The sequence below is a fragment of the Faecalibacterium sp. Marseille-Q3530 genome (genome assembly GCF_017377625.1).
Classification (GTDB): Bacteria; Bacillota; Clostridia; order Oscillospirales; family Ruminococcaceae; genus Faecalibacterium; species Faecalibacterium prausnitzii_E.
Genome location: NZ_JAFREH010000018.1, coordinates 20,840 through 42,072, shown reverse-complemented (window position 1 = coordinate 42,072; position 21,233 = coordinate 20,840). Strand labels below are relative to the sequence as shown.

Here is a 21,233-nt window from a genome sequence, read left to right as displayed (position 1 = left end):
CTGCAAATGCAGATCACGATCCAACCAGACAGAAACATTGACGGAGTCATTATGGCTCCGCCCAGCAAGAGCATGGCGCACCGGGCCGTGCTCTGTGCGGCGCTGGCAAAGGGCACCTCGCACATCCGGAATCTGGAGTTCAGCAAGGATATCGCCGCCACCCTCGCGGCGGCGGACCAGCTCTGCGCCCGCGTCACCACCGGCGGGAACGATGCAGTGGTGGAGGGACTGGGCCGTTTTCTGCCCGTGGAAGCCCCGGTGGACTGCTGCGAGAGCGGCAGCACCCTGCGCTTCCTCATCCCGCTGGCCAGCCTCACCGGCCAGGAAATGACCTTTGTGGGCCGCGGGCGGCTGATGGAGCGGCCCCAGTCGGTGTATGAAGCGCTGTACCGGGAGCAGGGCCTCCGCTTTGCGCAGAGTCCTTCCGGCCTGACCGTGGAGGGGGCGCTCTCCAGCGGGGACTATACGCTGGCAGGCAATGTGTCCAGCCAGTTCATCAGCGGGCTGCTGTTCGCCCTGCCGCTGCTGGGCGGCACCAGCACCCTTCACCTGCTCCCGCCGGTGGAGAGCCGCAGCTACATCGACATGACCCGGTCCGTTCAGGCGGCGTTCGGCGTCACGAGCCGGTGGGTGGACGAAACGACGCTGGAGATCCCCGGCGGGCAGGCATACCGCCCCTGTGACTACACCGTCGAGGGCGATTACAGCCAGGCGGCCTTCCCGGCGGTGCTGGGGGCTGTCACCGGCGGCGTCACGCTGACCGGTCTGGCCGAACCGACCTTGCAGGGCGACGCGGCCATTCTGGACATCCTGCGCCGGTGCGGGGCCGACTTCTCCCGCACCGAACAGGGCATCGTCTTCCGGAAAGCGCCGCTCCACGGCACGGACATCGACCTGGCCGACTGCCCCGACCTCGGCCCGGTGCTGATGGTGCTGGGCCTGTCCTGCGAGGGGCAGACGGTCATCCGGAACGCGGAACGCCTCCGCATCAAGGAGAGCGACCGCATCGAGGCTATGGAAACAGAGCTGCGCAAATGCGGCGGGGTGCTGTCCAGCGCGGGCGGCACCATCACCATCGAGGGCTGTGCCGGGGCGCTCCATGCGCCGGACGGCGTCCTCTCCGGCCACAACGACCACCGGGTCGTCATGAGCCTGTCGGTGCTGGCACTGGCGGCGGGGCTGCGGCTGCCCATCGACGGCGCCGAGGCCATCACGAAGAGCTGGCCGAATTTCTTTACAGCCATCAAGCCATTGGGCGCGGAGGTAGAAGATGTTGGATAAAACGAAACGTTATCTCGTGGTGGGCCTCGGCCTGCTGGGCGGCAAATATGCGCTGGAACTCTCCAAAGCCGGGTTCCATGTGGACGGCATCAACCGCAGCGAGGGCCACTTGCAGTTCGCGCTCGACCATGGCTACATCGAGCGGGGCAAAACCCACGATTTTGAAGACCTTGTCCGGGAGGCCGACCACATCATCTTCGGCCTCTACCCCACGGCCCTCATCGAGTGGTTCCGGACGTACGGCCCGCTCCTCAAGCCCGGCTGCATCTTCACGGATGTGTCCGGCGTCAAGACCGGCCTGGTGGAGCCGGTGCAGGCCCTCTGCCCGGCGGGGGTCGAGTTCATCGCCAGCCACCCGATGGCAGGCCGCGAGACCTCCAGCGTGGAACACGCCGCCGAGGTGAATTTTGCCCCGGCGAACTTCATCATCACCCCGACCGGGAAGAATACCCCGGAGGCCATCGCCTGGGTCCGAGAGCTGGCCGAGGTGCTGGGCTTCAAACACATCTGCACCCTGACCGTGCAGGAGCATGACCGGATGGTCGGCTATGTCAGCCAGCTGTGCCATGCCATCGCCGTCAGCCTGATGTGCGCCAACGACAACACCTCGCTGTGCGAGTACACGGGCGACTCCTTCCGGGATCTGACCCGCATCGCACGCATCAACGACAAAATGTGGGCGGAACTGTTCCTCTGGAACAGGGACAACCTCATCTCGGAGATCGACCAGTTCGACGCCGCGCTCGGCGCACTGCGCAACGCGCTGGTGGCGGGCGACCGCGAAAAGCTCGAAGAGATGTTCCGCCTTTCCACCCAGCGCCGTGCGGCGTTCGACAAGAAGCTCCCCGAATGAGGTGAACCTATGCCCAAGCAGGAAGGCCAGAAATCCAAACTGTTGGCGCTTTTGCGCATCTTTGAGACACAGACCGACGAAAACCACCTGCTGAACGTGCCCCAGCTGGTGGGGCTGCTGGAACAGCAGGGCATCCTCTGCGAGCGCAAGAGCGTGTACAGCGACATCGACGCGCTGAACGCACTGGGGTACGACATCCAGCTCCGGCGGGGCCGGGGCGGCGGCTATTTTCTGGCCAGCCGCACCTTTGACCTGGCCGAGCTGAAGCTGCTGGTGGACGCCGTGCAGGCCAGCCGGGTGGTGTCCAGCGCCACGAGCCGCCGCCTGATCCGGAAGCTGGAAAAGCTCTGCTCCAATTACGAGGGCAGCCAGCTGCAGCGTCAGGTCTACGTGGACGGCCGCCCCAAGACCGACAGCAGGAGCCTGCTGTACAGCATCGACGCGCTGCACGAGGCCATCAACACCGGCCGGATGGTGGAGTTCCACTACAAAAAAGTGGGCCGGCCCGAAAAGCGGGTCATCAGCCCATGGCAGATGGCGTGGGAGAACGGCTGCTATTACCTCATCGCCTATCAGGATGAAAGGGAGCCGGTGGGCATCCGCCACTACCGGGTGGACCGGATGTCCGGCGTCCGGGTGCTGGAGCTGCCCCGCCGCGGCCGGGAGCAGTTTGCCAATTTCGATCTGCCTGCCTACCTGCGCAAGCACTTCAGCATGTACGGCGGCCCCGAACGGCGTGTGACCCTGCGCTGCACGGCCGACCTCGAAAACGCCATGCGGGAGCGGTTCGGCGCTTCGCCGACCTTTCTGCCGGAGGAGGACGGGCGCTTCCACTTTGATGTGCCCATCTGTGTCAGCGAGCCGTTCTACGGCTGGGTGGCGGGCTTTGGCGGCAAGGTGGAAGTCCTTGCGCCCGAAGACGTCCGCACCGGGATGCTGGCGCTGGCCGAACAGCTGGCGGAAGAGCATCGCTAAACAAGAAAAAACGGACCGTTTCAGCGGTCCGTTTTTTGCGTGGTTCTGCAATTATTCGTCCAGTTCCAAATCGCTCGGCAGGAGCACATCCAGCGCGGCGGCGGGTTCGGCGACGAGGCGGCGACTCTGGTGGAAGATGGCTTTTTCGAGGGTGTTGCGGGCCAGACGGCCGTTGCCGGCGGTGCGGGCGTCGGCGGCCTGACGGCGGGCGTAGTAGTTCCGCAGCGGCTCTTCGCAGGCCTCCGAGAGGGTGTAGCCCTTGTTTTTTGCAAGGACGTGGGTGATCTGCAGCAGCTCGTCGGCGGTGTAGTCCGGGAACTCGATCTTGTTGGGGAAGCGGCTGGCCAGACCGCTGTTGGCGGTGAGGAAGGTCTCCATCTCTCTGGTGTACCCGGCCAGAATGACCACGAGCTCGTCGCGGTGGTCTTCCATCCCTTTGACGAGGGTATCGATGGCTTCGAGGCCGAAGCTGTCCTGCTCGCCGCGGTAGAGGCTGTAGGCCTCGTCGATGAAGAGGACGCCGCCGAGGGCGCTCTCGATGACGCTGTTGGTCAGCGGTGCGGTGTGGCCGGTGTAGCGGCCCACGAGGTCGCCGCGACCCACCTCCACCAGCTGCCCGCCCTTGAGCGCCCCGATGGCCTTGAGGTACTTGGCCACCAGCCGGGCGATGGTGGTCTTGCCGGTGCCGGGGTTGCCGGTGAAGATCATGTGCATCGAAAGGCTGGCCGTCTTCATGCCCGCAGCGGCGCGGCGCTGCTGGACCTGCAGATTGTCGGCCAGACCGAACACGTATTCCTTGACTGGGGCCAGACCGACCAGCTCCGAGATCTCCGCCCGGATCTCATCCAGCGCGCCGGTGTAGGCGGCGGGCAGCAGGTCGAACAGCGGGGCCGGGGCGGCATCGTTCAGGTGGAAGAGCAGGCCCTCCGGTGCGGCGGTCAGGGTCACGGTGCCGGTGAGCGGCTTGTCCGTTTGCAGGCAGTATTCGCTCAGAGCGCGGAAGATGCGGTTGCAGCAGCCGGACAGCCCGGCTGCGCCCTTCTGGGGGGTGCACTGGGCGGCGACGTAGTCCCGCACATCGGCCCCGGCGGCGAGGGTCAGGCCCAGCCGAGCTGTGACCTTCTGGGCCAGCGCGTTCAGCTGCTGGGCGGCGAGGGCTGCAAGGTCTGCCCGCTGGTAGGCGGTCGTCTCACAGACGTCGCCCAGCGCCGAGATCATGCTTGCGCCGAACTTGTCCGCCATGGCGGCGCGGCCCTTATTCGAGAAGAAGATGAGGTACTTCCCGCAGGGGTCGAGACGGCTGACCGCGCCGGGGGCCAGAGCCGTTCCGGCGTCCACCAGAATGCCGTCCCGGTTGACGATGTACCGGCTGGAGAGCGGGGCGCTGCCCCGGACGGCCAGGTCGGACAGCGTTTTCAGAAAGCTGGGGCAGCAGCTCTCGTAGTGCTCAAAGACCACGATCTCGCCGGGGGCGTGGAGCGCGGCGTAGAGGTCCTGCAAAAAGAGCTTTTCGGCGGCGGGGTTCGCGTAAAGCGCCAGGTCGAGCGCGGCGATCTGGTCGTTTTGCAGCAGGCCCCGCGCAGCCATGCAGCGGGCGGTCTCCTCCAGCGCGAAGTGCCGCCCGGTGCCGGTGCCGCCGCTCAGCAGGATGACGTTCCGGGCGGCGGGCGGTTCGGTGCCCAGCACAAAAGGGCGGCGCATGGCGCGGACGACCGCGTCCACAAAGGCGTCCTGCCCCAGCACGGTCTGCCGGACTTCGTCGGCCAGCCCCTCGAAGCTGCCCAGATGTTCGGGTTTCACGTCGGTGGTGCCTTTGGCCAGCAGACCGTCGTTCTCCATGTCCCGCAGCATCCGGCGGCTGTCGGCCAGTGCGGCCTCGGCGGCGGTGTCCTGCGTCTTCAGCTGGGCCGACTGAGCCTTGAGCATCGCATCCAGCTTTTTCTGCTGTTCCAGAAGCGCCGCGTTCAGGTCGTTCAGAGTGCTGTTTGGCTGCTGCCGGGGTTCGGCGGGGGTGCCGGGGGCGGCCTTGAATCTGCCGCCCGGCCCGAAGACTCCATTCATCAGAGTCTCCCAATCGTCTGTGTATGCCATGTCATCGCCTCCGTGATCGGTTCATTTCTTTCAGTATAGTGTACCGCAGCCCCATTTGCAAGGAAACTCTTGCAAAATCCGCGCAAGCCGGGTACACTAATTTCAAAAGGCCTGCCTCCGGCGAGGGCGGGAAAGTTAGGATAAAGGATGAGAGTCAATGAAAACGCCTGCACAATGGAAAGCATGGTTCGAAAGCGAGGAGTTTGCCCGTCAGACCGGCTATCAGGGGCCGCTGGGCGCGGCGTATTCCCCATCGGGCACCCACCTGCGGCTGTGGGCACCCACGGCGCAGTCGGTCCGGGTCGATCTTTACCGGAAAGGCGACGGCGGGGCCTGCATCGGCAGTCTGCCGCTGAGCCCGTTGGGGCAGGGCGTCTGGGGCGTTTATCTGCCCGGCGACCAGCACGGGAAGTATTATCATTTCAACGTGACCACCGAGTGGGGCAGCGTGACCACCGCTGACCCCTATGCCCGCGCGGCGGGCGTGAACGGGGCGCGGAGCATGATCGTGGATCTGGCCCGCACCGACCCGCCGGGCTGGGAGCAGGACAAACGGCCGGTCATCCCGGCGTCGAAGCGGAGCGTCTGGGAGGTCAGCGTCCGGGATTTCTCGCAGGACCCGGCCAGCGGGGTGCGCAATGCGTGGCGGGGCAAATTTCTGGCCTTTACCCAGCAGGGCACGACCCTGAACGGCGACGGCGTCCACCCCACCTGCCTGAACTACCTCAAGCGGCTGGGGGTGCGCTATGTCCAGCTCATGCCCATCTTTGATTTCGGCAGCGTGGACGAGAGCCGCCCGCTGACCCGGCAGTACAACTGGGGCTACGACCCCGCCAACTACAACGTCCCGGAGGGCAGCTACTCCACCGACCCCGCCCGCGGCGAAGTCCGGGTGCGGGAGTGCAAGCAGATGATCCAGGCCCTCCATGCGGCGGGCATCGGTGTGGTGATGGATGTGGTGTACAACCACATGTACCGCTTCGACAACGTGCTGAACCGAGCGGTCCCCCTCTATTATTTTCGCCAGAACGAGGATGGCAGCCTTTCCAACGGCAGCGGCTGCGGCAACGAGTTTGCCAGTGAGCGGCCCATGGCCCGGCAATACTTTCTGGATTCGGTGCTCTACTGGGCGCAGGAGTACCACATCGACGGCTTCCGGTTCGACCTGATGGGCCTGTACGATGTGGAGACGATGAACCTGCTGCGGGCCGAGCTGGACAAGCTGCCCGGCGGGCGGGACATCCTGATGTACGGCGAGCCGTGGCAGGGCGGCAGCAGTGCGCTGCACCGGTACGAGGCGAACAAGAACAATCTGGCCATGCTGAACGACCGCATCGGCATCTTCTGCGACGACACCCGCGACGCCATCAAGGGCGGCTGCTTCAATGCGCGGGAGCCGGGCTACGTGGAGGGCAGGCCCGGCAGCTTCTGGGACATCGGCGGGGCCGTGGCGGCGTGGTGCCGCAGCGATAAGTTCCCGCCCCATACGCCGGGGCAGATCGTCAGCTATGTGTCCGCCCACGACAATTTCACCCTGTGGGACAAGCTGCTTCTGGTGCGCTACGAGCGCCCGGAGTTCGGCGCGGTGGACCGTGCCGCCCTGGCCCAGAACCGGCTGGCGGCAGGCATCTACCTCACCTGCATGGGCCTGCCCTTCTGGCAGGCAGGCGAAGAGTTCGCCCGCACCAAAAAGGGGCAGGGCAACAGCTACCGCTCCTCCCCGGCGCTGAACCGGCTGGACTGGAAGCGGGCTGAGCAGTTCCATGGGCTGGTGGATTACTACCGGGGCCTCATCGGGCTGCGGAATGCCTTCCCGCGGCTGGGCGCGGTGGACAGGGCCAGCCCCAACGCCATTGCATTTTTTGATTTGGAACAGCCGCTGGTGGGCTGGCGTCTGCCTGCCCTGCCCGGCGATGGGGCGTGGTGGGGTGCGCTCTGCGTCTACTACAACCCCACCGAACAGGAACAGCCCATCCGGCTGCCCGACGGGCGCTGGAAGCTGCTGAGCGACGGCACCTCGTCCAGCCTGTGGCGGGGCGACAGCCGCATCCTGAGCGGCGAAGCGGTCCTGGCCCCGGTCAGTGCGACCATCTTCGGCTTGGTATAAACAGCAATCCCCCGGCCAGCGGGTCACCGCCAGTCGGGGGATTGTTGAAGAAGAAAGGAATCAAATCTTGATAACGCCTTGCGGCGGGGGTGGCTCAGTTGTTGGCCGAACGCTGTGCGGCGGTGTTCGACGCATTCTTTTCGCCCAGCGTCAGCGAGACGGTCTGCATCTGGCCGTCGCGGGCAACGGTGATGGAAAGGGTGTCACCGGCCGTGTGCTGCTGCATCAGGGTGCCAAGGTCGTCTTTCTGGGCGATCTCGGTGCCGTCGATGCTGACGATGCGGTCACCGGCCTTCAGACCGGCCTTGTCGGCCGGGCCGCCCTGCACGACGTCCACGACATAGACGCCGTAGGCGTTGACGTTGAGCTGGGCCGCCGTCTGGGCGTTGGTCACGGCGATGTAGGTGATGCCCATATACGGCCGGCCGGAGACGTAACCGTTCTCCAGCAGGTCCTGCGCCACCTGAATGGCGTCGTTGATGGGGATGGCGAAGCCCAGACCCTCCGCGTCCGAGCTGGAGGACTTGGCGTTGACCAGACCGATCAGCTCACCGTTCATGTTGAACAGACCGCCGCCGGAGTTGCCGGGGCTGACGGAGGCATCCATCTGGATCAGGGACATGGTGTTGGTGGAGCTGGTGCCCTGGATGGTCACGCTGCGGTTCAGTGCGCTGACGATGCCGCTGGTGACGGTGCCGCCCAGCTCACCCAGCGGGTTGCCGACGGCCAGGACGCTGTCGCCGACCGACAGGCTGTCGCTGTCGCCGACGGTGGCGGGGGTCAGGCCGGTGGCGTCGATCTTCAGCACGGCGACATCGCTGGTGTCGTCCTCGCCCACCACGGTGGCGGTGTAGTCGGTATCCCCGATGGTCACGGTGATCTGCGATGCACCGGAGACGACGTGCGCACAGGTGAGGATGTAGCCGTCCGAGCTGATGATGACACCGCTGCCTGCGCCGGACTCGACCTGATTCTGGCCGTACCAGGACCACTGCGAGTAGACGACCTGTTCGGTGGTGATGACCACGACGCTGGGGCTGACCATCTCGGAGACCTGCGAAGTGGTCATGCCGCTGGACGCGACGGCGGTGCCGGAGGCCGCGCTGCTGTCGGTGCGCTCCACCTGCTGGATGACGACCTTGTTGCCTGCATTGCCGACCCGTGCGCCCACGAAGCCGCCTGCAAAGCCCATGGCCGCGGCCAGCACCAGCGCAACGGCGCCGCGGGCGATGCGGCCGCCGTTATGCTTGCGGCGCTTCTTCGGGGGCTTGGAGGCTGCGGCCTGCGGCTCCGGGCCTGCCGGGGGCGGCGTGGTGCCGCCATTGCCGGTGGAAGTTTCCGACGGGCTGGCCGGGGCGGGGTCGCTGTAAGTGCCCGCCGTGTTGGCGGTGTTCATGCCGGAGGAGCCGACGTTGGGGTATCCGGTATCGCCGGACGAACTATTTGCAGAGGAATAATCGTATTCCCATTTGTTTTCATTTTCCATGGTATAACTTCCTTTCTCGAAGGGACTGGTTCGGGAGGGGCGCTTCGCCCGTCCCTCTCTGGAACTGGCTCTATTGTAGCCGCTAATTGTGAAAACGAATCGCTGAGCGGGTGAAGAATGTGTGAAATAAGGTCGTAACCGCAGGCCTTGACAGCGGCGCGGGAGCTTGGTATTTTAAGGGAAAAGGAGACTGCGTATGAAACTGGAAGAACGGCCTGGCGGCTTTGCACTGTATAAAGAGAAGACCGAGGTGGGCTGCTGTCAGCTGACCCGGACGGCGGCAGGGGCGGACGTTGCCTGCCTTACCATTGTACCAGAATGGCGGCGGAAAGGCTATGGGTCTTATCTGCTAAAAGAGATATTGCGCCGCTTTGGCGGATATGACAGGGAGACGGCCACCGTTTTCACGGCCCCGCTGCCCGCTGTGCCGGGGGAGGAAGCGTTCTGGGCAAAGTTCGGCTTCCGGGAGGAGGCCGGGCGGCTCTGCCGCCGCCGGACGCCGGACCTGACCGCTGTGAAGTTCGTGCAGGACTTCCTTGCAGCCCGGCTGCAAAACCCGCAGCTGCTGGTGGATGCCACCTGCGGCAACGGCGGAGATACGGCGTTTCTGTGCCGTCTGGCGGGCGGGACGGGCCGGGTGCTGGGCTTTGACATCCAGCCCGAAGCCATTGCCTCCACCCGACGGAATCTGGCCGCGAACGGGCTTTCCGCCGAGCTGTACTGCGGCAGCCATGCAGACCTGCTGCATTATGTCCAGCCCGGCACGGCGGATGCCGTGATGTTCAACTTCGGCTGGCTGCCGGGGGCAGACCACACGGTCTTTTCCCACGCGGAGAGCAGCATCCCCGCGCTGGAAGCAGCCCTCGACGCACTGCGGCCCGGCGGGGTGCTCAGCGCCATCCTTTACAGCGGCCGGGTCATCGGGTCGGACGAGAAAACGGAGATCCTGCACTGGATGCGCACACTGCCCCTGACGCGCTGCACCGTCCTCGTCTGCGATTTCGCCAATTGGGCCGAAACGGCACCCCTGCCCTGCTTTCTCCTGAAAAAATGAGAAAAGTCTTGCATCTAGGTGGAATTTCTGCTAAAATAAATGCTGTTTGATTTTTAGACGGCCGGACCCTCTTCGGCATCGCGTATGCGATGCCTCCTCTCCCTTTGGTGGAGCGGGCGCAAAGCGCCTGAGAGGGCAGGCCTGTCGATGGAGAACGACCCATGTGACGAAGAAAGGACCCGAAACAAACCCCTCTGACTTGAAATTGGGAGACTTATAAATCTATGACAAATCGTGAAGAAATCGAGCGCCGTCGGACGTTTGCGATCATCAGCCACCCCGACGCCGGCAAGACCACGCTGACCGAAAAGCTGCTGCTGTACGGTGGAGCCATCAACCAGGCAGGTTCCGTCAAGGGCAAGCAGAGCGCCAAGCACGCCGTTTCCGACTGGATGGACATCGAGAAGCAGCGCGGTATTTCCGTGACCTCCTCGGTGCTGCAGTTCAACTATGCGGGCAAGTGTGTCAACATCCTGGACACGCCGGGCCATCAGGACTTCTCGGAGGATACCTACCGCACCCTGATGGCGGCGGACTCTGCCGTCATGGTCATCGACGCCGCCAAGGGCGTTGAGGCCCAGACCATCAAGCTGTTCAAGGTCTGCACCCTGCGCCACATCCCCATCTTCACCTTCATCAACAAGATGGACCGCGAAGCCCGCGACCCCTTTGAGCTGATGGAGAACATCGAAGAGATCCTGGGCATCAAGACCTACCCCATGAACTGGCCCATCGGCTGCGGCAAGGAGTTCAAGGGCGTGTTCGACCGCAACACCCGCAAGGTGCTGGCCTTCTCCAGCGACGGCCGCGCCAACGGCGTCAAGAAGGTCGAGGAGACCGAAGCCGAGCTGGGCGATCCCGCACTGGACGAGCTGCTGACCCCCTATCTGCACCAGCAGCTCTCCGATGAGATCGAGCTGCTGGACGGTGCCGCCGAGGAATTTGATCTGGACAAGGTGCTGCGCGGCGAGCTCAGCCCCGTCTTCTTCGGCTCTGCGCTGACCAACTTCGGCGTCGAGCCGTTCCTGGAGAACTTCCTCCGCCTGACCCCCACCCCGCTGGCCCGTGTGGACAGCCTAACCGGGGAGCCGGTGGACCCCTGCCGCGAAGAGTTCTCGGCCTTCATCTTCAAGATCCAGGCCAACATGAACAAGGCCCACCGCGACCGCATCGCCTTCATGCGCATCTGCTCCGGCAAGTTCGAGCGCGGCATGGAAGCCTACCATGTGCAGGAGGGCAAGAACATCAAGCTGGCCACCGGCACCCAGCTGATGGCGCAGGACCGCGCCATCGTGGATGAGGCCTATGCAGGCGATATCATCGGCCTGTTCGATCCGGGCATCTTCTCCATCGGCGACACGCTGTGCACCGGCAAAAAGAAGGTGGAATTTGCAGGCATCCCGACCTTCTCGCCGGAGCACTTTGCGCGCATCGAGCAGAAGGATACCATGAAGCGCAAGCAGTTCGTGAAGGGTATGGAGCAGATCGCCCAGGAGGGTGCCATCCAGATCTTCCGCGAAGTGGGCGGCGGCATGGAAGAAGTCGTGGTCGGCGTCGTTGGTGTGCTGCAGCTGGAAGTGCTGGAGTACCGCCTGAACACCGAATACAACGTCGAGATCCGGATGCAGCAGCTCCCCTTCGAGCAACTGCGCTGGGTGAAGAACGACCCCGACACCTACAACCTGCGGGACCTCGACCTGACCAGCGACACCAAGGCCGTGGAGGATATGAAGGGCAACCGTCTGCTGCTGTTCACCTCGGACTGGGCCATCCGCTGGGCCGAGACCCACAACGAAACGCTGGAACTGAGCGAGTTCGGCAACATCTAAAATGATCCCAAAGAGCTGCTGTGCGGGGCGGGACTCCAAACAGCAGCTCTTTTTGGATAGAAATCAAAAATACAACAAAGAATGCCAGAAATGGGATGAGACCGGCCCCCGATGGGGAACACTTCTGGCATGGAGGAAAATAAGATGCAGAATATCACGATCGGAAAAAGCGGCATCGAGGTGCCCTTTCTCGGTATGGGCACCTGGGCCATTGGCGGCGGCAGCTGGTGGGGCGACAACGACGACGCCCTGTCGGTGAAGGCCATTGAAGCGGCGGTCGAGCAAGGCATCCGCTGGATCGACACGGCCCCCATCTACGGCTTGTACCACAGCGAACAGGTCGTGGGCGAGGCACTCCGGCACATCGACCGCGACAAGGTGGTCCTCTCCACCAAGTGCGGCCTGGAATGGCGGCACGAGACGCCGGTGCTCCACAAAGTCGTGGATGGCACCGCAGTCTACCGCGACCTGTCCGCCCAGAGCATCATCGAAGACGTGGAAGAGAGCCTGAAGCGGCTGGGCACCGACCATCTGGACGTCCTGTACACCCACTGGCAGAGCCCGGATCTCGGCCTCTACCCGCTGGAAGAGACCGTCGAGGCCATGATGAAGCTCAAGGAGCAGGGCAAGATCCGCGCCATCGGTGCGTCGAATGTGACGGCGGACATCATCCGCGGCTATTGCAAGTACGGCCAGCTGGACGTCATCCAGGAGAAGTACAGCCTGTTGACCCGCCGCGTGGAAAAGCAGCTGCTGCCCACCTGCAAGGAGCTGGGCGTGTCCATTCAGGCCTACTCTCCGCTGGAGCAGGGCCTGCTGACCGGCAAAGTCACGATGGAGACCACCTACCCGGAGGGCAGCACCCGGAACACCAACCCCAGCTTCCAGCCCGCCCGCCGTGCGCAGGCCATTGAGCTGCTGGAAAAGTGGGGCGATCTGACCGAAAAATACGACTGCACCCTCGCGCAGCTGGTCATCGCGATGACGGCCCGGATGATCCCCGGCCTGCATGTGCTCTGCGGTGCCCGCACCCCGGAGCAGGTGCGCGATAACGCCGGTGCCCTGCGCATCCAGCTCAACGGCGCAGATGCCGTCCGCATGAAGTGGGATGTGGACGCCATTTCGTAAGATAAAATTGACCCAAAAGAACCGGATGGACGCCATCCGGTTCTTTTCTGTGCTGATTGCTGCAAATTTGCTGTTGAATTTTACAGCAGAATCCGCTATACTGAATGTGAAGGGAGTTGATTTTATGCCGAACATCAAACCGATTTCTGACCTGCGGAATTATACGGAGGTCCTCCGGGATGTGGAAGAGGGTTCGCCGGTGTTTCTGACCAAGAACGGCCGCGGGAAATATGCCATTCTCGATATGCACGACTACGAGAAAGCGCAGGCGACCATCCGCCTGATGAATGAGATCGCGAGGGGCAGGCGGTCCGGAGAAACGGAGGGGTGGCTGAGTATGGAGGCCGTAGAAGAATCGCTCGGAATTGCGAATGAATAAACTTCAAGTATCAAAAGCTGCCCAGTATGATTTGTTGGAGATCAAAGCTTATATTGCAAACGATTTGGAAAATCGAACGGCAGCGATTTCGACGGTAAAGAAGATCACGCAGAAAATTCGACGGTTGCAAGAACATCCGTTGATGGGTGCACCAATTTCGTCTGTTTCAAATGCCAATAGTGAGGAGCGTTTTCTGGTCAGCGGAAAATATCTGGTATTTTACCATGTGATCGGAAAAGAAGTTTTCATTGACCGTGTCCTTTATGGCGGCAGAGATTATCTGAAGATTCTGTTCGAGGATGCCCTTAAAGAAGAAACGCGAGAAGAAAACGACTGAGCGTGTAAAACATAGCGAAGAGGAGCCGCGGCCAATGGCCGCGGCTCCTTGCTGTTATGCTTCTTTCAGCATCTGCTGGATCTTTCGTTTGGCGCGGCAGTAGGTCACACAGGCCCAGTTGGCGGTATGGCCGAAGATCGCGCCGATCTTTTCGTAGGAGAGTTCGCCGAAGACCCGGAGGGTGAACACCTCCTTGTACGGCTCTTCCAGCCGGTGGAGGCACTGGTGGATGGTAAAGGCGGCGTCTTCGTCGAGGAGCAGTTCGTCCAGGTCCGGCTGCGGGGCAGCGGCGGGCGGGAACGCCTCGTCCAGCGGGACGGTCTGTTTCGCCTTGCGGCAGTGGGAGTAATAACAGTTCCGCGCTACGGTGAAGAGCCAGGCGCGGATGTCCTGTCGGCCATCAAAGTGCTTCAGACCGTTCAGGGCCTTGAAAAACGTCTCCTGCGTCAGCTCTTCGGCCAGCGATTCCGAGTGGGTGAGCCCCTGCAAAAACAGGAACACATCCCGGAAATAGAGCCGGTAAAGTGCATCCATGTCCATGGGCTAGGCCCTCGGATAGAGGCCCAGCTCCTGCTCGGTGCCGTAGACGATGGTGCCATTGAGGCGGTAGGCCGAGACCGGCTGACCTTCCCGGTAATGGAGCGTTTCGTCGGCACAGACGACGGCGAGCAGCTGGGTGTTGGAAACGGCGATGGTCTTGGAAGATGCCGCGCTCCCGAACACCCCGGCCAGTGCGGCGTGGAAGTGCGGGAAACGGTAGCGCACGGCCTGCACCGTCACGGTCGGGCTGCCCCAGCTGAAGGGCTCGTCCAGCGTCAGCCAGACGCCCTCGCCCTGCACTTCGAGGATGCAGAGGTTGGCAGAGTCTTCTTTCCGGTTGTAGGTCCAGAACCGGGCTTCCTCGACGGTGGCGGGAGCCTTGGCGCTGTACATCCACACGGCCAGTGCCAGAGCGCACACCACGGCCAGCACGGCCGCCAGAATGGTCAGCAGCTGCTTTTTCCGCAGGGCGGCATGGACCTGTTTCAGCGGGGCGTCGGCCTGCGCATCGGCCTGCACCGGGATTGGCAGGCAGATGCTGTGCAGTTCGTCCCGGCAGGCCGGGCAGCTTTGCAGATGCTCTTCGATGAGCTGGCCGGTCTCCGGGCTGGTGAGGTGTTCGGCGTAGAGGGGGAGCAGGTCCCGGATGAGTTCACAGGGCAGTTTCATGAGTACGACCTCCTTTTTTCGTGTCCGTTCACCTCAATAACGCCCCAAAGACGAAAATATTACAAGAATCTCCGAAACTATTTTTGCTTCACCCGTTTTCGCGCCAGAATGCTCCGCCGCTGGTCTGGAACAGCAGCCATGGGTTCACGCTCTTGCTGCCCAGCTTGAAGTCCATGGTCATCTCTTCGCCCAGCGCACCGACGGCCTGCCCTTTCTGGACGGTCGCGTTCCGGCTGACGGAGAGGGTCTGCAGGCCGTAAAGGTAGCTGCGCAGGCCGCAGCCGTGGTCGATGACGACGGTGTTGCCGGTGAGGGCAAGGTTCCCGGCAAAGACGACGACGCCGTCCGCCGGGGCGCGGGCCGGGTCGCCGGGGATGGTGTAGAGCTTGGTGGAGTTGGAGCGGGAACCCTGCTGGCCGTTCGTGACCTTGACCTGACCGAAATCCAGCAGAATGAGATAGTTCTCGGCCGGGCAGATGAACCCGCCGGACCAGAGTTTCTCCCGCACAGGCAACTCATACAGCGGCCAGATGTTGTTCCGGAACTCGGTGTTCGCGGCCTCGGTGGGGGCCGGTTCAGCCTCGACTTCCGCAGTGCCGAAGTCTTTGGGCAGAACGGTCAGCGTCCGGGAAATCGTCTCCCCGTTGACCGTGATGCGGATCTCGTGGGCTCCGGCGGAGGCGTTGTAGGCCGCAGGGATGTAAGCCCGCCAGCCGGAGGGGCTGCGGGTGCACGAAACACTGCCGAGGTCGGTCTCCAGGGTGGGGGCCGTGTCCCCGGCCATGCCGGTGATGGCAACGCCTACGATGCCGCCCTGCTCGACCCGCTCAGCCGAAAGCTCGACGTTGGCGCTGGCCTGCAGCGTGAACCGGAAGGAGAACCGATACCAACCGGTGGGCCGGGCCGGGTGTTCCTGCCCCCAGTTCTTATGAATGGCACCGTTGGTACCGCCGTCGAACTGGGTGGCAGGAAGGTCGGCCGGGAGCCGCCAGACTGTCATCGTGGCCTTGTAGCTGCCGTTGGCCGGGAAGAGGAAGTCTTCATACTGCCCGGCAGAACCGGCGAATACGAGGCTGCCGACGTCGGTCTCGATAGTCAGGGTGGTGTAGGTGGCCCAGTCGGGCAGGGCGAGTGCCGGGTGGGCATCGTACAGTGTGCCCAGCTTTTGCACGGTAAGGGTGTCCGGCTCGGCAAAGACCCTGTCGAGCACACCGCCCACCAGCGGCACCTGCCAGCAGGAGCCGTTCACTTCCAGCGCTTGCCCGCCGAACTGTACGTCCGCCGCAGGGCGGGCTCCCTCGCCGGTAAAGGAATAGCTCACGGCCATTACGGCCCCCAGCAGCACGACGACGCCCAGCGCGACGCCGATGATCCAAAGAAAAAATCGCTTCATGATATGTAACATCCTCCTGACATGAAAGTGCAGGGTTGCAAAAAGGGCGCACGCGGCGGGTCAGGAACTGACCACCGGGTGCGCCCTTCAGCGGATCGGTTATTCTTCTGCGGCGTCCTCGGCAGGTGCGTCGGCGGGTTCCGCCTTGTCTTCGCCAAACAGCAGGCGCTCGTATTCATCAAGCTCCTTCTCGCGGCGGCGGAGATAAACGGCCACGGCGGCCAGTGCACCGGCGATGGCGGCCAGCGTAGCGATCACGGCGATCAAACAAGATTTCTTCATAGGTTCAGCACACTCCTTTTTTGGGTCGGAACGATGGGTCCAGAACATCCTTTGTGTCGGGGTGGCCCGTTTCGCGGTGGGCCATGGAACCGCCCTTGCGGATATCGTGTAGAAATATCGCGTTAGGAATATTATACCCGGAATGCAAAAAAATTACAACTGCCAATCCGTAAATTTTCATCGACCTGCATGAAAGAAGTTAAAATGCAGCGGCCAGCAGTTTGCGGTACGCCTTGAACGCACCGGGCAGGGTGTACGCGGCTTCCAGCTGTTCCGGGCTGGCCCAGACGCAGCCGACGGGGGCGGGTTGGCGCTCTGCCGTGAAGAGATAGCCGCCCATGTGCCACTCGATGTGGCTGAAGATGTGCCGGGCCGGGCGGAGGGCTTTGGCGGCATCGGAGGTGCAGACGACGCCCAGCGCTGCCAGGCGGGCGCGGGCCTCGTCGGCGGAGAGAGATTCGTCCTCCCAGAGCACCGGCTGCCACAGGCCCGCCAGCAGACCCTTTTCGGGCCGCTGCTGGAGCAGGACGCCCTCCGGGCTGCGGACGAGCGCCAGCGTCACCGGCTCGATGCGGCGGGCCTTGGGGGCCGCTTTGCGGGGCAGGGTGAGGGCCGTCCCGGCGGCATGGGCGGCGCAGAGGTGGGCCAGCGGGCACTGCGCACAGAGCGGGGCACCGTTGGGTACGCAGACCAGCGCACCCAGCTCCATCAGGGCCTGATTGTAGTCGCCGGGGGCAGCCGGGGGCTGGTGCTCCATGACGCGGGCCGTGAATTCCCGCTTGACCTTGGGGTCGGTGATGAGGCGGTCGTCGTTGTACAGGCGGGAAAACACCCGCAGCACGTTGCCGTCCACCGCAGGCACCGGCAGGCCGAAGCTGATGGAGGCGATGGCACCCGCCGTGTAGTCGCCGATGCCGGGCAGGGCGCGGAGGGCATCGTAGTCGGCGGGCAGTTCGCCGCCGTACTGCGCACAGACGAGCTTTGCCGCCTTTTGCAGGTTCCGCACCCGGCTGTAGTAGCCCAGACCCTCCCACAGTTTGTGGAGCTTTTCCTCCTCGCAGGCGGCAAGGGCGGGGATGTCCGGCAGAGCGGCAAGGAACCGCTCATAGTAGGGCAGCGCCGCCGAGACACGGGTCTGCTGCAGCATGATCTCACTCAGCCAGACATGGTAGGGGGTGGGGTCGGAGCGGAAGGGCAGGATGCGGTGGTTCGCATGGAACCAGTGGAGCAGGGCGGGCGAAATGTTTTCCACGAAATGTTACCTCGATGTTGAAAATAACCCTCTCAGTCTCGCTATCGCTCGCCAGCTCCCCCAAGGGGGGAGCTTTGGTGCGGTACTTTACCGGAAGAACCAAACCTCGCCCTTCGGGAGAGGTGGCATTGCGAAGCAATGACGGAGAGGGTCGTACTTTATTTTTTAGAATCCGTAAGCGGTACGGGGGAACGGCAGGACATCACGGATGTTCTGGATGCCCGTGAGGTACATGATCATGCGCTCGAAGCCCAGGCCGTAACCGGCATGCTCCACGCCGCCGAACTTGCGCAGGTTGAGGTACCAGTCGTAGCTGGATTTGTCCAGCCCCAGCTCGTCCATACGGGCTACCAGCTTGTCGTAGTCTTCCTCACGCTGGCTGCCGCCGATCAGCTCGCCGATGCCGGGCACCAGCATATCGGCTGCGGCCACGGTCTTGCCGTCCGGGTTCTGCTTCATGTAGAAGCTCTTGATCTCCTTCGGGTAGTCGGTGACGAAGACAGGCTTCTTGAAGACAACCTCGGTCAGGTAGCGCTCGTGCTCGGTCTGGATGTCCACGCCCCACTCGACGGGGAACTGGAACTTCTTGTTGTTCTTCTTCAGCACCTCAATGGCGTCGGTGTAGGTGATGCGGCCAAATTCGCTGTTCGCCACCAGCTCCAGACGCTCGATGAGGCCCTTGTCGATAAACTGGTTGAAGAAGGCCATCTCGTCGGGGCAGTTGTCCAGCACATAGCGGATGACATACTTGGTCATGGCCTCGGCGGTGTCCATGTAGCCGTTCAGGTCGCAGAAGGCCATCTCCGGCTCGATCATCCAGAACTCGGCGGCGTGGCGGGTGGTAAAGCTCTTCTCTGCGCGGAAGGTGGGGCCAAAGGTGTACACCTTGCCAAAGGCCATGGCCATGGCCTCGGCCTCCAGCTGGCCGGAAACGGTCAGGTTGACCGGCTTCTCGAAGAAGTCCTGGGTGTAATCGACGGTGCCGTCCTCGTTCTTGGGCACGTTCTCCAGGTCGAGGGTGGTCACACGGAACATCTCACCGGCACCCTCGCAGTCGGATGCGGTCAGCAGCGGGGAGTGTGCGTAGACGAAACCGTTCTCCTGGAAGAACTTGTGGATGGCGTAAGCAGCCACGCTGCGGACGCGGAAGGCGGCGTTGAAGGTGTTGGTGCGGGGGCGCAGGGTGGGCATGGTGCGCAGATACTCCATGCTCATCTTCTTTTTCTGCAGCGGGTATTCGTCGGCGGGGCAGTCGCCCAGAATCTCGACGGAATCGGCGTTCAGCTCAAAGGGCTGCTTGGCCTGCGGGGTCAGCACGATGCGGCCCACGATGCGCAGGCTGCTGTAGAGGCCGGTGTGGATGACGGCATCGTAGTTTTCCAGCTTGCCGGCTTCCAGCACGACCTGCAGGGTCTTGAAGCAGCCGCCGTCCGACAGGGCGATGAAGCCGATGTTCTTGGAGTCGCGGATGTTCTTTGCCCAGCCGCAGACGGTCACGACGGTGCCGTCGGCGGGGGGGTTCTTGTACAGCGAAACGATCTCAGTGCGTTCCATGGTATCTCCTCCGATATAAAATAAAAAGACAGCTTTGCCCTGAAGTTTCAGGGCGAACAAGCTGTCTTGTAATGTCCGCGGTGCCACCTGAATTACCGGAAGTGTCCGGTCGCTCACGCGCTCATCTCAAAAAGAAAGCGCTGCCCTTGTAACGCGGGGCGCAGCGGCGCACCTACTGGCAGTTTTGCAAAAAACTGGGGTTCAGGTTGCAGCTCCTGGGTGTTCGTTCGCGCAGGGGGCGCTCACGGCTCGCAGCAACTGCCGTGTTCTCTGGAAGCGTCCCGGATGCGTTACTTTTCCCGATCTGTGCTTTTCGGTAATTCTAAAAATAGCACAGGAAAGCAGCTTTGTCAATCGGAAATCAAGACTTTGTCTTGCATTCCGGGCCGAAAAATGATATCATCTAAAATGATATGTTGTGCGCTTTATACCCATCCTGTTTCCGGGCGTTCCGGGGAGGCATCCCGCGCTGCAAACTCTCTGTTGTTTTAGGAGGACATTTATGACTGAAAACCAGATCCCGTATGAGCAGGAAGAGGAGATCAACCTCGTTTCCCTGCTGTTCACAGTCCTGCGCAAATACCGGCAGATGGCGGCCGCAGCCCTGGTCTGCGCCGTACTGTTTGCAGGCGTGGCTGTTGTGAAGAACATTTCGTGGAACGCCGCCGTCCAGAAGGCGGCAGAAGAGGGCGAGACCGCACCCCGCACTTCGGCCCAGCAGACGTATGAAGAGGACATGGTCGAGTACCGCGAAGCACAGAACAAACGCGATACCGACGTGCAGAGCTACAACCAGCAGCTGCGCGACAACGAGCGTTCGCAGCAGACGGTCCAGTTCAACATCGACAACGCCGAAGAGTACATGGAAAAGTCGGTCCTGAACAGCATCGATCCTTACAATGTCTACAACGCCAGAGCGGATCTGTACGTCACCACCGATTATAAGATCATGCCCGGCATGGACTACCAGAACCCCGACTACACCAGCTCGGTCCTGAGTGCATACACCTCCCTGTTGACCAACCACGAGGCTATTTCTGCCATTGCAGAGCAGTTCAACATGGAAGAGCGGTATATGCGGGAGCTGGTCAGCGTCTGGGGCGACGACTCCACCCGCCTGCTCTCCATCAGCATCAACGCAGCATCCGAGGAAGATGCCACCGCCATTCTGGACGCTGTCATCGCCCGGATGAACGGCCTGTACGAGACGATTGAGTCCACCGTGGGGCACCACAGCATCACCCTGCTGTCCCGCACCAGCAGCGTCACCGTGTCCACCGACCTGCGCGACCAGCAGCAGAACACCCGCGACAACCTGACCAGCCTGCAGAACCAGATGACCGATCTGCAGGCGCAGCACGACCTGCTGGAGCAGAACATCCAGAAGGCCGATCAGGACCTGGCTGCCCTCGAAGTGCCGGAAGATCCGGGCAACGGCAGCTCCTCTCTTGTGAAGTTTGCCGTGATCGGCTTGGTCCTCGGCGTGATCCTGGTAGCCGGCGCTGCGGTCGTCAAGTTCCTGACCTCCGGCCTCGTCTACTCTGCGAAGGACCTCAAGTCCACCTGCAATCTGCCCATCCTCGGTACGCTGGCCGGTGCCGCTGCCCGGAAGGCAGTCAAGCTGGACGCCAAACTCAACAAGCTGGAGGGCCGCCCCGATGGCAGCCGCGACGACGAGACGGTGCGCCTGATCGCCGCCACCATTGCCAGCCGTGCCCCCAAGGCAGATCGCATCCTCGTCACCGGCGATCTGCCCGCAGAGCAGCTGTCTGCCCTGACCACCCAGCTGCAGGCTGCCGACACCCTCCGCAGCCGGAAGCTGACCTGCGCCGAGAGCGTACTGGTCTCCTCCACCGCCGTTCTGGAAGTCAACGCCGCCGACGCGGTGGTGCTCGTGGCCGACTGCAGCTGCTCCCGTTACAGCAGCGTGAACGACCAGAAAGAGCAGATCGCTCGTCTGGGCAAGACGGTTCTGGGCTGCGTGGTATACGAATAATGGATCTTGCCCGCTCAGGTATGGCGC

18 protein-coding genes are annotated in these 21,233 nt (G+C 62.8%); 10 read left to right on the top strand and 8 right to left on the bottom strand.

Going from position 1 to position 21,233, the window contains the following annotated elements:
- Nucleotides 1-6 precede the first annotated feature (6 nt).
- From aroA to J3350_RS12520, 3 genes are read left to right on the top strand one after another with little or no spacing between them, the layout of a single operon-like run.
- A complete protein-coding gene (aroA, locus tag J3350_RS12530) occupies nt 7-1,281 on the top strand; it encodes a 3-phosphoshikimate 1-carboxyvinyltransferase (protein ID WP_207686854.1) in 1,275 nt (424 codons plus the stop codon).
- Nucleotides 1,271-2,134: a prephenate dehydrogenase gene (locus J3350_RS12525; RefSeq protein ID WP_207686853.1), complete on the top strand. Its 864-nt coding sequence runs from the start codon at nt 1,271-1,273 to the stop codon at nt 2,132-2,134. The genes aroA and J3350_RS12525 overlap by 11 nt, the downstream gene beginning before the upstream one ends.
- A 9-nt stretch (nt 2,135-2,143) precedes the next feature.
- Nucleotides 2,144-3,109, top strand: coding sequence for a YafY family protein (locus J3350_RS12520; RefSeq protein WP_207686852.1), 966 nt, complete (start codon nt 2,144-2,146; stop codon nt 3,107-3,109).
- Nucleotides 3,110-3,160: 51 nt separating this feature from the next.
- Here the strand turns inward: J3350_RS12520 and J3350_RS12515 are convergent, their stop codons facing one another.
- The gene (locus J3350_RS12515; protein WP_207686851.1) at nt 3,161-5,200 is read right to left on the bottom strand and encodes an AAA family ATPase; all 2,040 of its coding nucleotides are present in this window, start codon (nt 5,198-5,200) and stop codon (nt 3,161-3,163) included.
- A 157-nt stretch (nt 5,201-5,357) separates the two neighbouring features.
- Between J3350_RS12515 and pulA the strand changes: the two genes are divergently transcribed.
- On the top strand, nt 5,358-7,307 hold the full coding sequence (gene pulA / locus J3350_RS12510) for a type I pullulanase (protein WP_207686850.1): 1,950 nt from the start codon (nt 5,358-5,360) through the stop codon (nt 7,305-7,307).
- 94 nt (nt 7,308-7,401) lie between these two features.
- Here pulA and J3350_RS12505 read toward each other — a convergent pair whose 3' ends face one another.
- Nucleotides 7,402-8,793 carry a S1C family serine protease gene (locus J3350_RS12505; protein WP_207686849.1) on the bottom strand — a complete coding sequence of 464 codons (1,392 nt, stop codon included), beginning with the start codon at nt 8,791-8,793 and terminating at the stop codon, nt 7,402-7,404.
- Between the two features lie 196 nt (nt 8,794-8,989).
- On the opposite strand from J3350_RS12505, the gene J3350_RS12500 reads away from it, so the two are divergent.
- The 5 genes from J3350_RS12500 (at nt 8,990) to J3350_RS12480 (ending at nt 13,520) form a co-directional block, all read left to right on the top strand.
- Nucleotides 8,990-9,847 (top strand): GNAT family N-acetyltransferase, encoded by an 858-nt coding sequence (locus J3350_RS12500; RefSeq protein WP_207686848.1) that lies wholly within the window; start codon nt 8,990-8,992, stop codon nt 9,845-9,847.
- Nucleotides 9,848-10,071: 224 nt separating this feature from the next.
- A complete protein-coding gene (locus J3350_RS12495; RefSeq protein ID WP_097791819.1) occupies nt 10,072-11,676 on the top strand; it encodes a peptide chain release factor 3 in 1,605 nt (534 codons plus the stop codon).
- 144 nt (nt 11,677-11,820) lie between these two features.
- A complete protein-coding gene (locus J3350_RS12490) occupies nt 11,821-12,804 on the top strand; it encodes an aldo/keto reductase (RefSeq protein WP_207686847.1) in 984 nt (327 codons plus the stop codon).
- Between the two features lie 124 nt (nt 12,805-12,928).
- Complete coding sequence (locus J3350_RS12485) at nt 12,929-13,183, top strand: type II toxin-antitoxin system prevent-host-death family antitoxin (protein ID WP_097791858.1); 255 nt, start codon at nt 12,929-12,931, stop codon at nt 13,181-13,183.
- A complete protein-coding gene (locus J3350_RS12480; protein WP_207686846.1) occupies nt 13,176-13,520 on the top strand; it encodes a type II toxin-antitoxin system RelE/ParE family toxin in 345 nt (114 codons plus the stop codon). Before J3350_RS12485 ends, J3350_RS12480 begins: the two co-directional genes overlap by 8 nt.
- Before the next feature lie 54 nt (nt 13,521-13,574).
- Here the strand turns inward: J3350_RS12480 and J3350_RS12475 are convergent, their stop codons facing one another.
- The 6 genes from J3350_RS12475 to asnS all read right to left on the bottom strand — a co-directional run bounded on the left by J3350_RS12475 (nt 13,575) and on the right by asnS (nt 19,210).
- Nucleotides 13,575-14,060 carry an RNA polymerase sigma factor gene (locus J3350_RS12475; RefSeq protein WP_207686845.1) on the bottom strand — a complete coding sequence of 162 codons (486 nt, stop codon included), beginning with the start codon at nt 14,058-14,060 and terminating at the stop codon, nt 13,575-13,577.
- 3 nt (nt 14,061-14,063) lie between these two features.
- On the bottom strand, nt 14,064-14,729 hold the full coding sequence (locus J3350_RS12470) for a zf-HC2 domain-containing protein (protein WP_207686844.1): 666 nt from the start codon (nt 14,727-14,729) through the stop codon (nt 14,064-14,066).
- An 88-nt stretch (nt 14,730-14,817) separates the two neighbouring features.
- Complete coding sequence (locus J3350_RS12465; RefSeq protein WP_207686843.1) at nt 14,818-16,122, bottom strand: murein hydrolase activator EnvC; 1,305 nt, start codon at nt 16,120-16,122, stop codon at nt 14,818-14,820.
- A gap of 99 nt (nt 16,123-16,221) precedes the next feature.
- The gene (locus J3350_RS12460) at nt 16,222-16,404 is read right to left on the bottom strand and encodes a phosphatase (protein WP_097791814.1); all 183 of its coding nucleotides are present in this window, start codon (nt 16,402-16,404) and stop codon (nt 16,222-16,224) included.
- A gap of 199 nt (nt 16,405-16,603) precedes the next feature.
- Nucleotides 16,604-17,656, bottom strand: a complete 1,053-nt coding sequence (gene mutY / locus J3350_RS12455) for an A/G-specific adenine glycosylase (protein WP_207686842.1) — start codon at nt 17,654-17,656, stop codon at nt 16,604-16,606.
- A gap of 165 nt (nt 17,657-17,821) precedes the next feature.
- Nucleotides 17,822-19,210 carry an asparagine--tRNA ligase gene (gene asnS, locus J3350_RS12450; protein WP_207686841.1) on the bottom strand — a complete coding sequence of 463 codons (1,389 nt, stop codon included), beginning with the start codon at nt 19,208-19,210 and terminating at the stop codon, nt 17,822-17,824.
- A gap of 502 nt (nt 19,211-19,712) precedes the next feature.
- Here asnS and J3350_RS12445 point away from each other — a divergent pair.
- Nucleotides 19,713-21,206, top strand: a complete 1,494-nt coding sequence (locus J3350_RS12445) for a hypothetical protein (protein ID WP_207686840.1) — start codon at nt 19,713-19,715, stop codon at nt 21,204-21,206.
- The last annotated feature ends 27 nt before the right edge of the window (nt 21,207-21,233 follow it).

What these genes read in the sequence shown, in the direction of transcription:
- aroA (WP_207686854.1), top strand. Translation starts at nt 7, where the DNA reads ATGCAGATCACGATCCAACCAGACAGAAACATTGACGGAGTCATTATG.
- J3350_RS12525 (WP_207686853.1), top strand. Translation starts at nt 1,271, where the DNA reads ATGTTGGATAAAACGAAACGTTATCTCGTGGTGGGCCTCGGCCTGCTG.
- J3350_RS12520 (WP_207686852.1), top strand. Translation starts at nt 2,144, where the DNA reads ATGCCCAAGCAGGAAGGCCAGAAATCCAAACTGTTGGCGCTTTTGCGC.
- J3350_RS12515 (WP_207686851.1), bottom strand. Translation starts at nt 5,200, where the DNA reads ATGGCATACACAGACGATTGGGAGACTCTGATGAATGGAGTCTTCGGG.
- pulA (WP_207686850.1), top strand. Translation starts at nt 5,358, where the DNA reads ATGAAAACGCCTGCACAATGGAAAGCATGGTTCGAAAGCGAGGAGTTT.
- J3350_RS12505 (WP_207686849.1), bottom strand. Translation starts at nt 8,793, where the DNA reads ATGGAAAATGAAAACAAATGGGAATACGATTATTCCTCTGCAAATAGT.
- J3350_RS12500 (WP_207686848.1), top strand. Translation starts at nt 8,990, where the DNA reads ATGAAACTGGAAGAACGGCCTGGCGGCTTTGCACTGTATAAAGAGAAG.
- J3350_RS12495 (WP_097791819.1), top strand. Translation starts at nt 10,072, where the DNA reads ATGACAAATCGTGAAGAAATCGAGCGCCGTCGGACGTTTGCGATCATC.
- J3350_RS12490 (WP_207686847.1), top strand. Translation starts at nt 11,821, where the DNA reads ATGCAGAATATCACGATCGGAAAAAGCGGCATCGAGGTGCCCTTTCTC.
- J3350_RS12485 (WP_097791858.1), top strand. Translation starts at nt 12,929, where the DNA reads ATGCCGAACATCAAACCGATTTCTGACCTGCGGAATTATACGGAGGTC.
- J3350_RS12480 (WP_207686846.1), top strand. Translation starts at nt 13,176, where the DNA reads ATGAATAAACTTCAAGTATCAAAAGCTGCCCAGTATGATTTGTTGGAG.
- J3350_RS12475 (WP_207686845.1), bottom strand. Translation starts at nt 14,060, where the DNA reads ATGGACATGGATGCACTTTACCGGCTCTATTTCCGGGATGTGTTCCTG.
- J3350_RS12470 (WP_207686844.1), bottom strand. Translation starts at nt 14,729, where the DNA reads ATGAAACTGCCCTGTGAACTCATCCGGGACCTGCTCCCCCTCTACGCC.
- J3350_RS12465 (WP_207686843.1), bottom strand. Translation starts at nt 16,122, where the DNA reads ATGAAGCGATTTTTTCTTTGGATCATCGGCGTCGCGCTGGGCGTCGTC.
- J3350_RS12460 (WP_097791814.1), bottom strand. Translation starts at nt 16,404, where the DNA reads ATGAAGAAATCTTGTTTGATCGCCGTGATCGCTACGCTGGCCGCCATC.
- asnS (WP_207686841.1), bottom strand. Translation starts at nt 19,210, where the DNA reads ATGGAACGCACTGAGATCGTTTCGCTGTACAAGAACCCCCCCGCCGAC.
- J3350_RS12445 (WP_207686840.1), top strand. Translation starts at nt 19,713, where the DNA reads ATGACTGAAAACCAGATCCCGTATGAGCAGGAAGAGGAGATCAACCTC.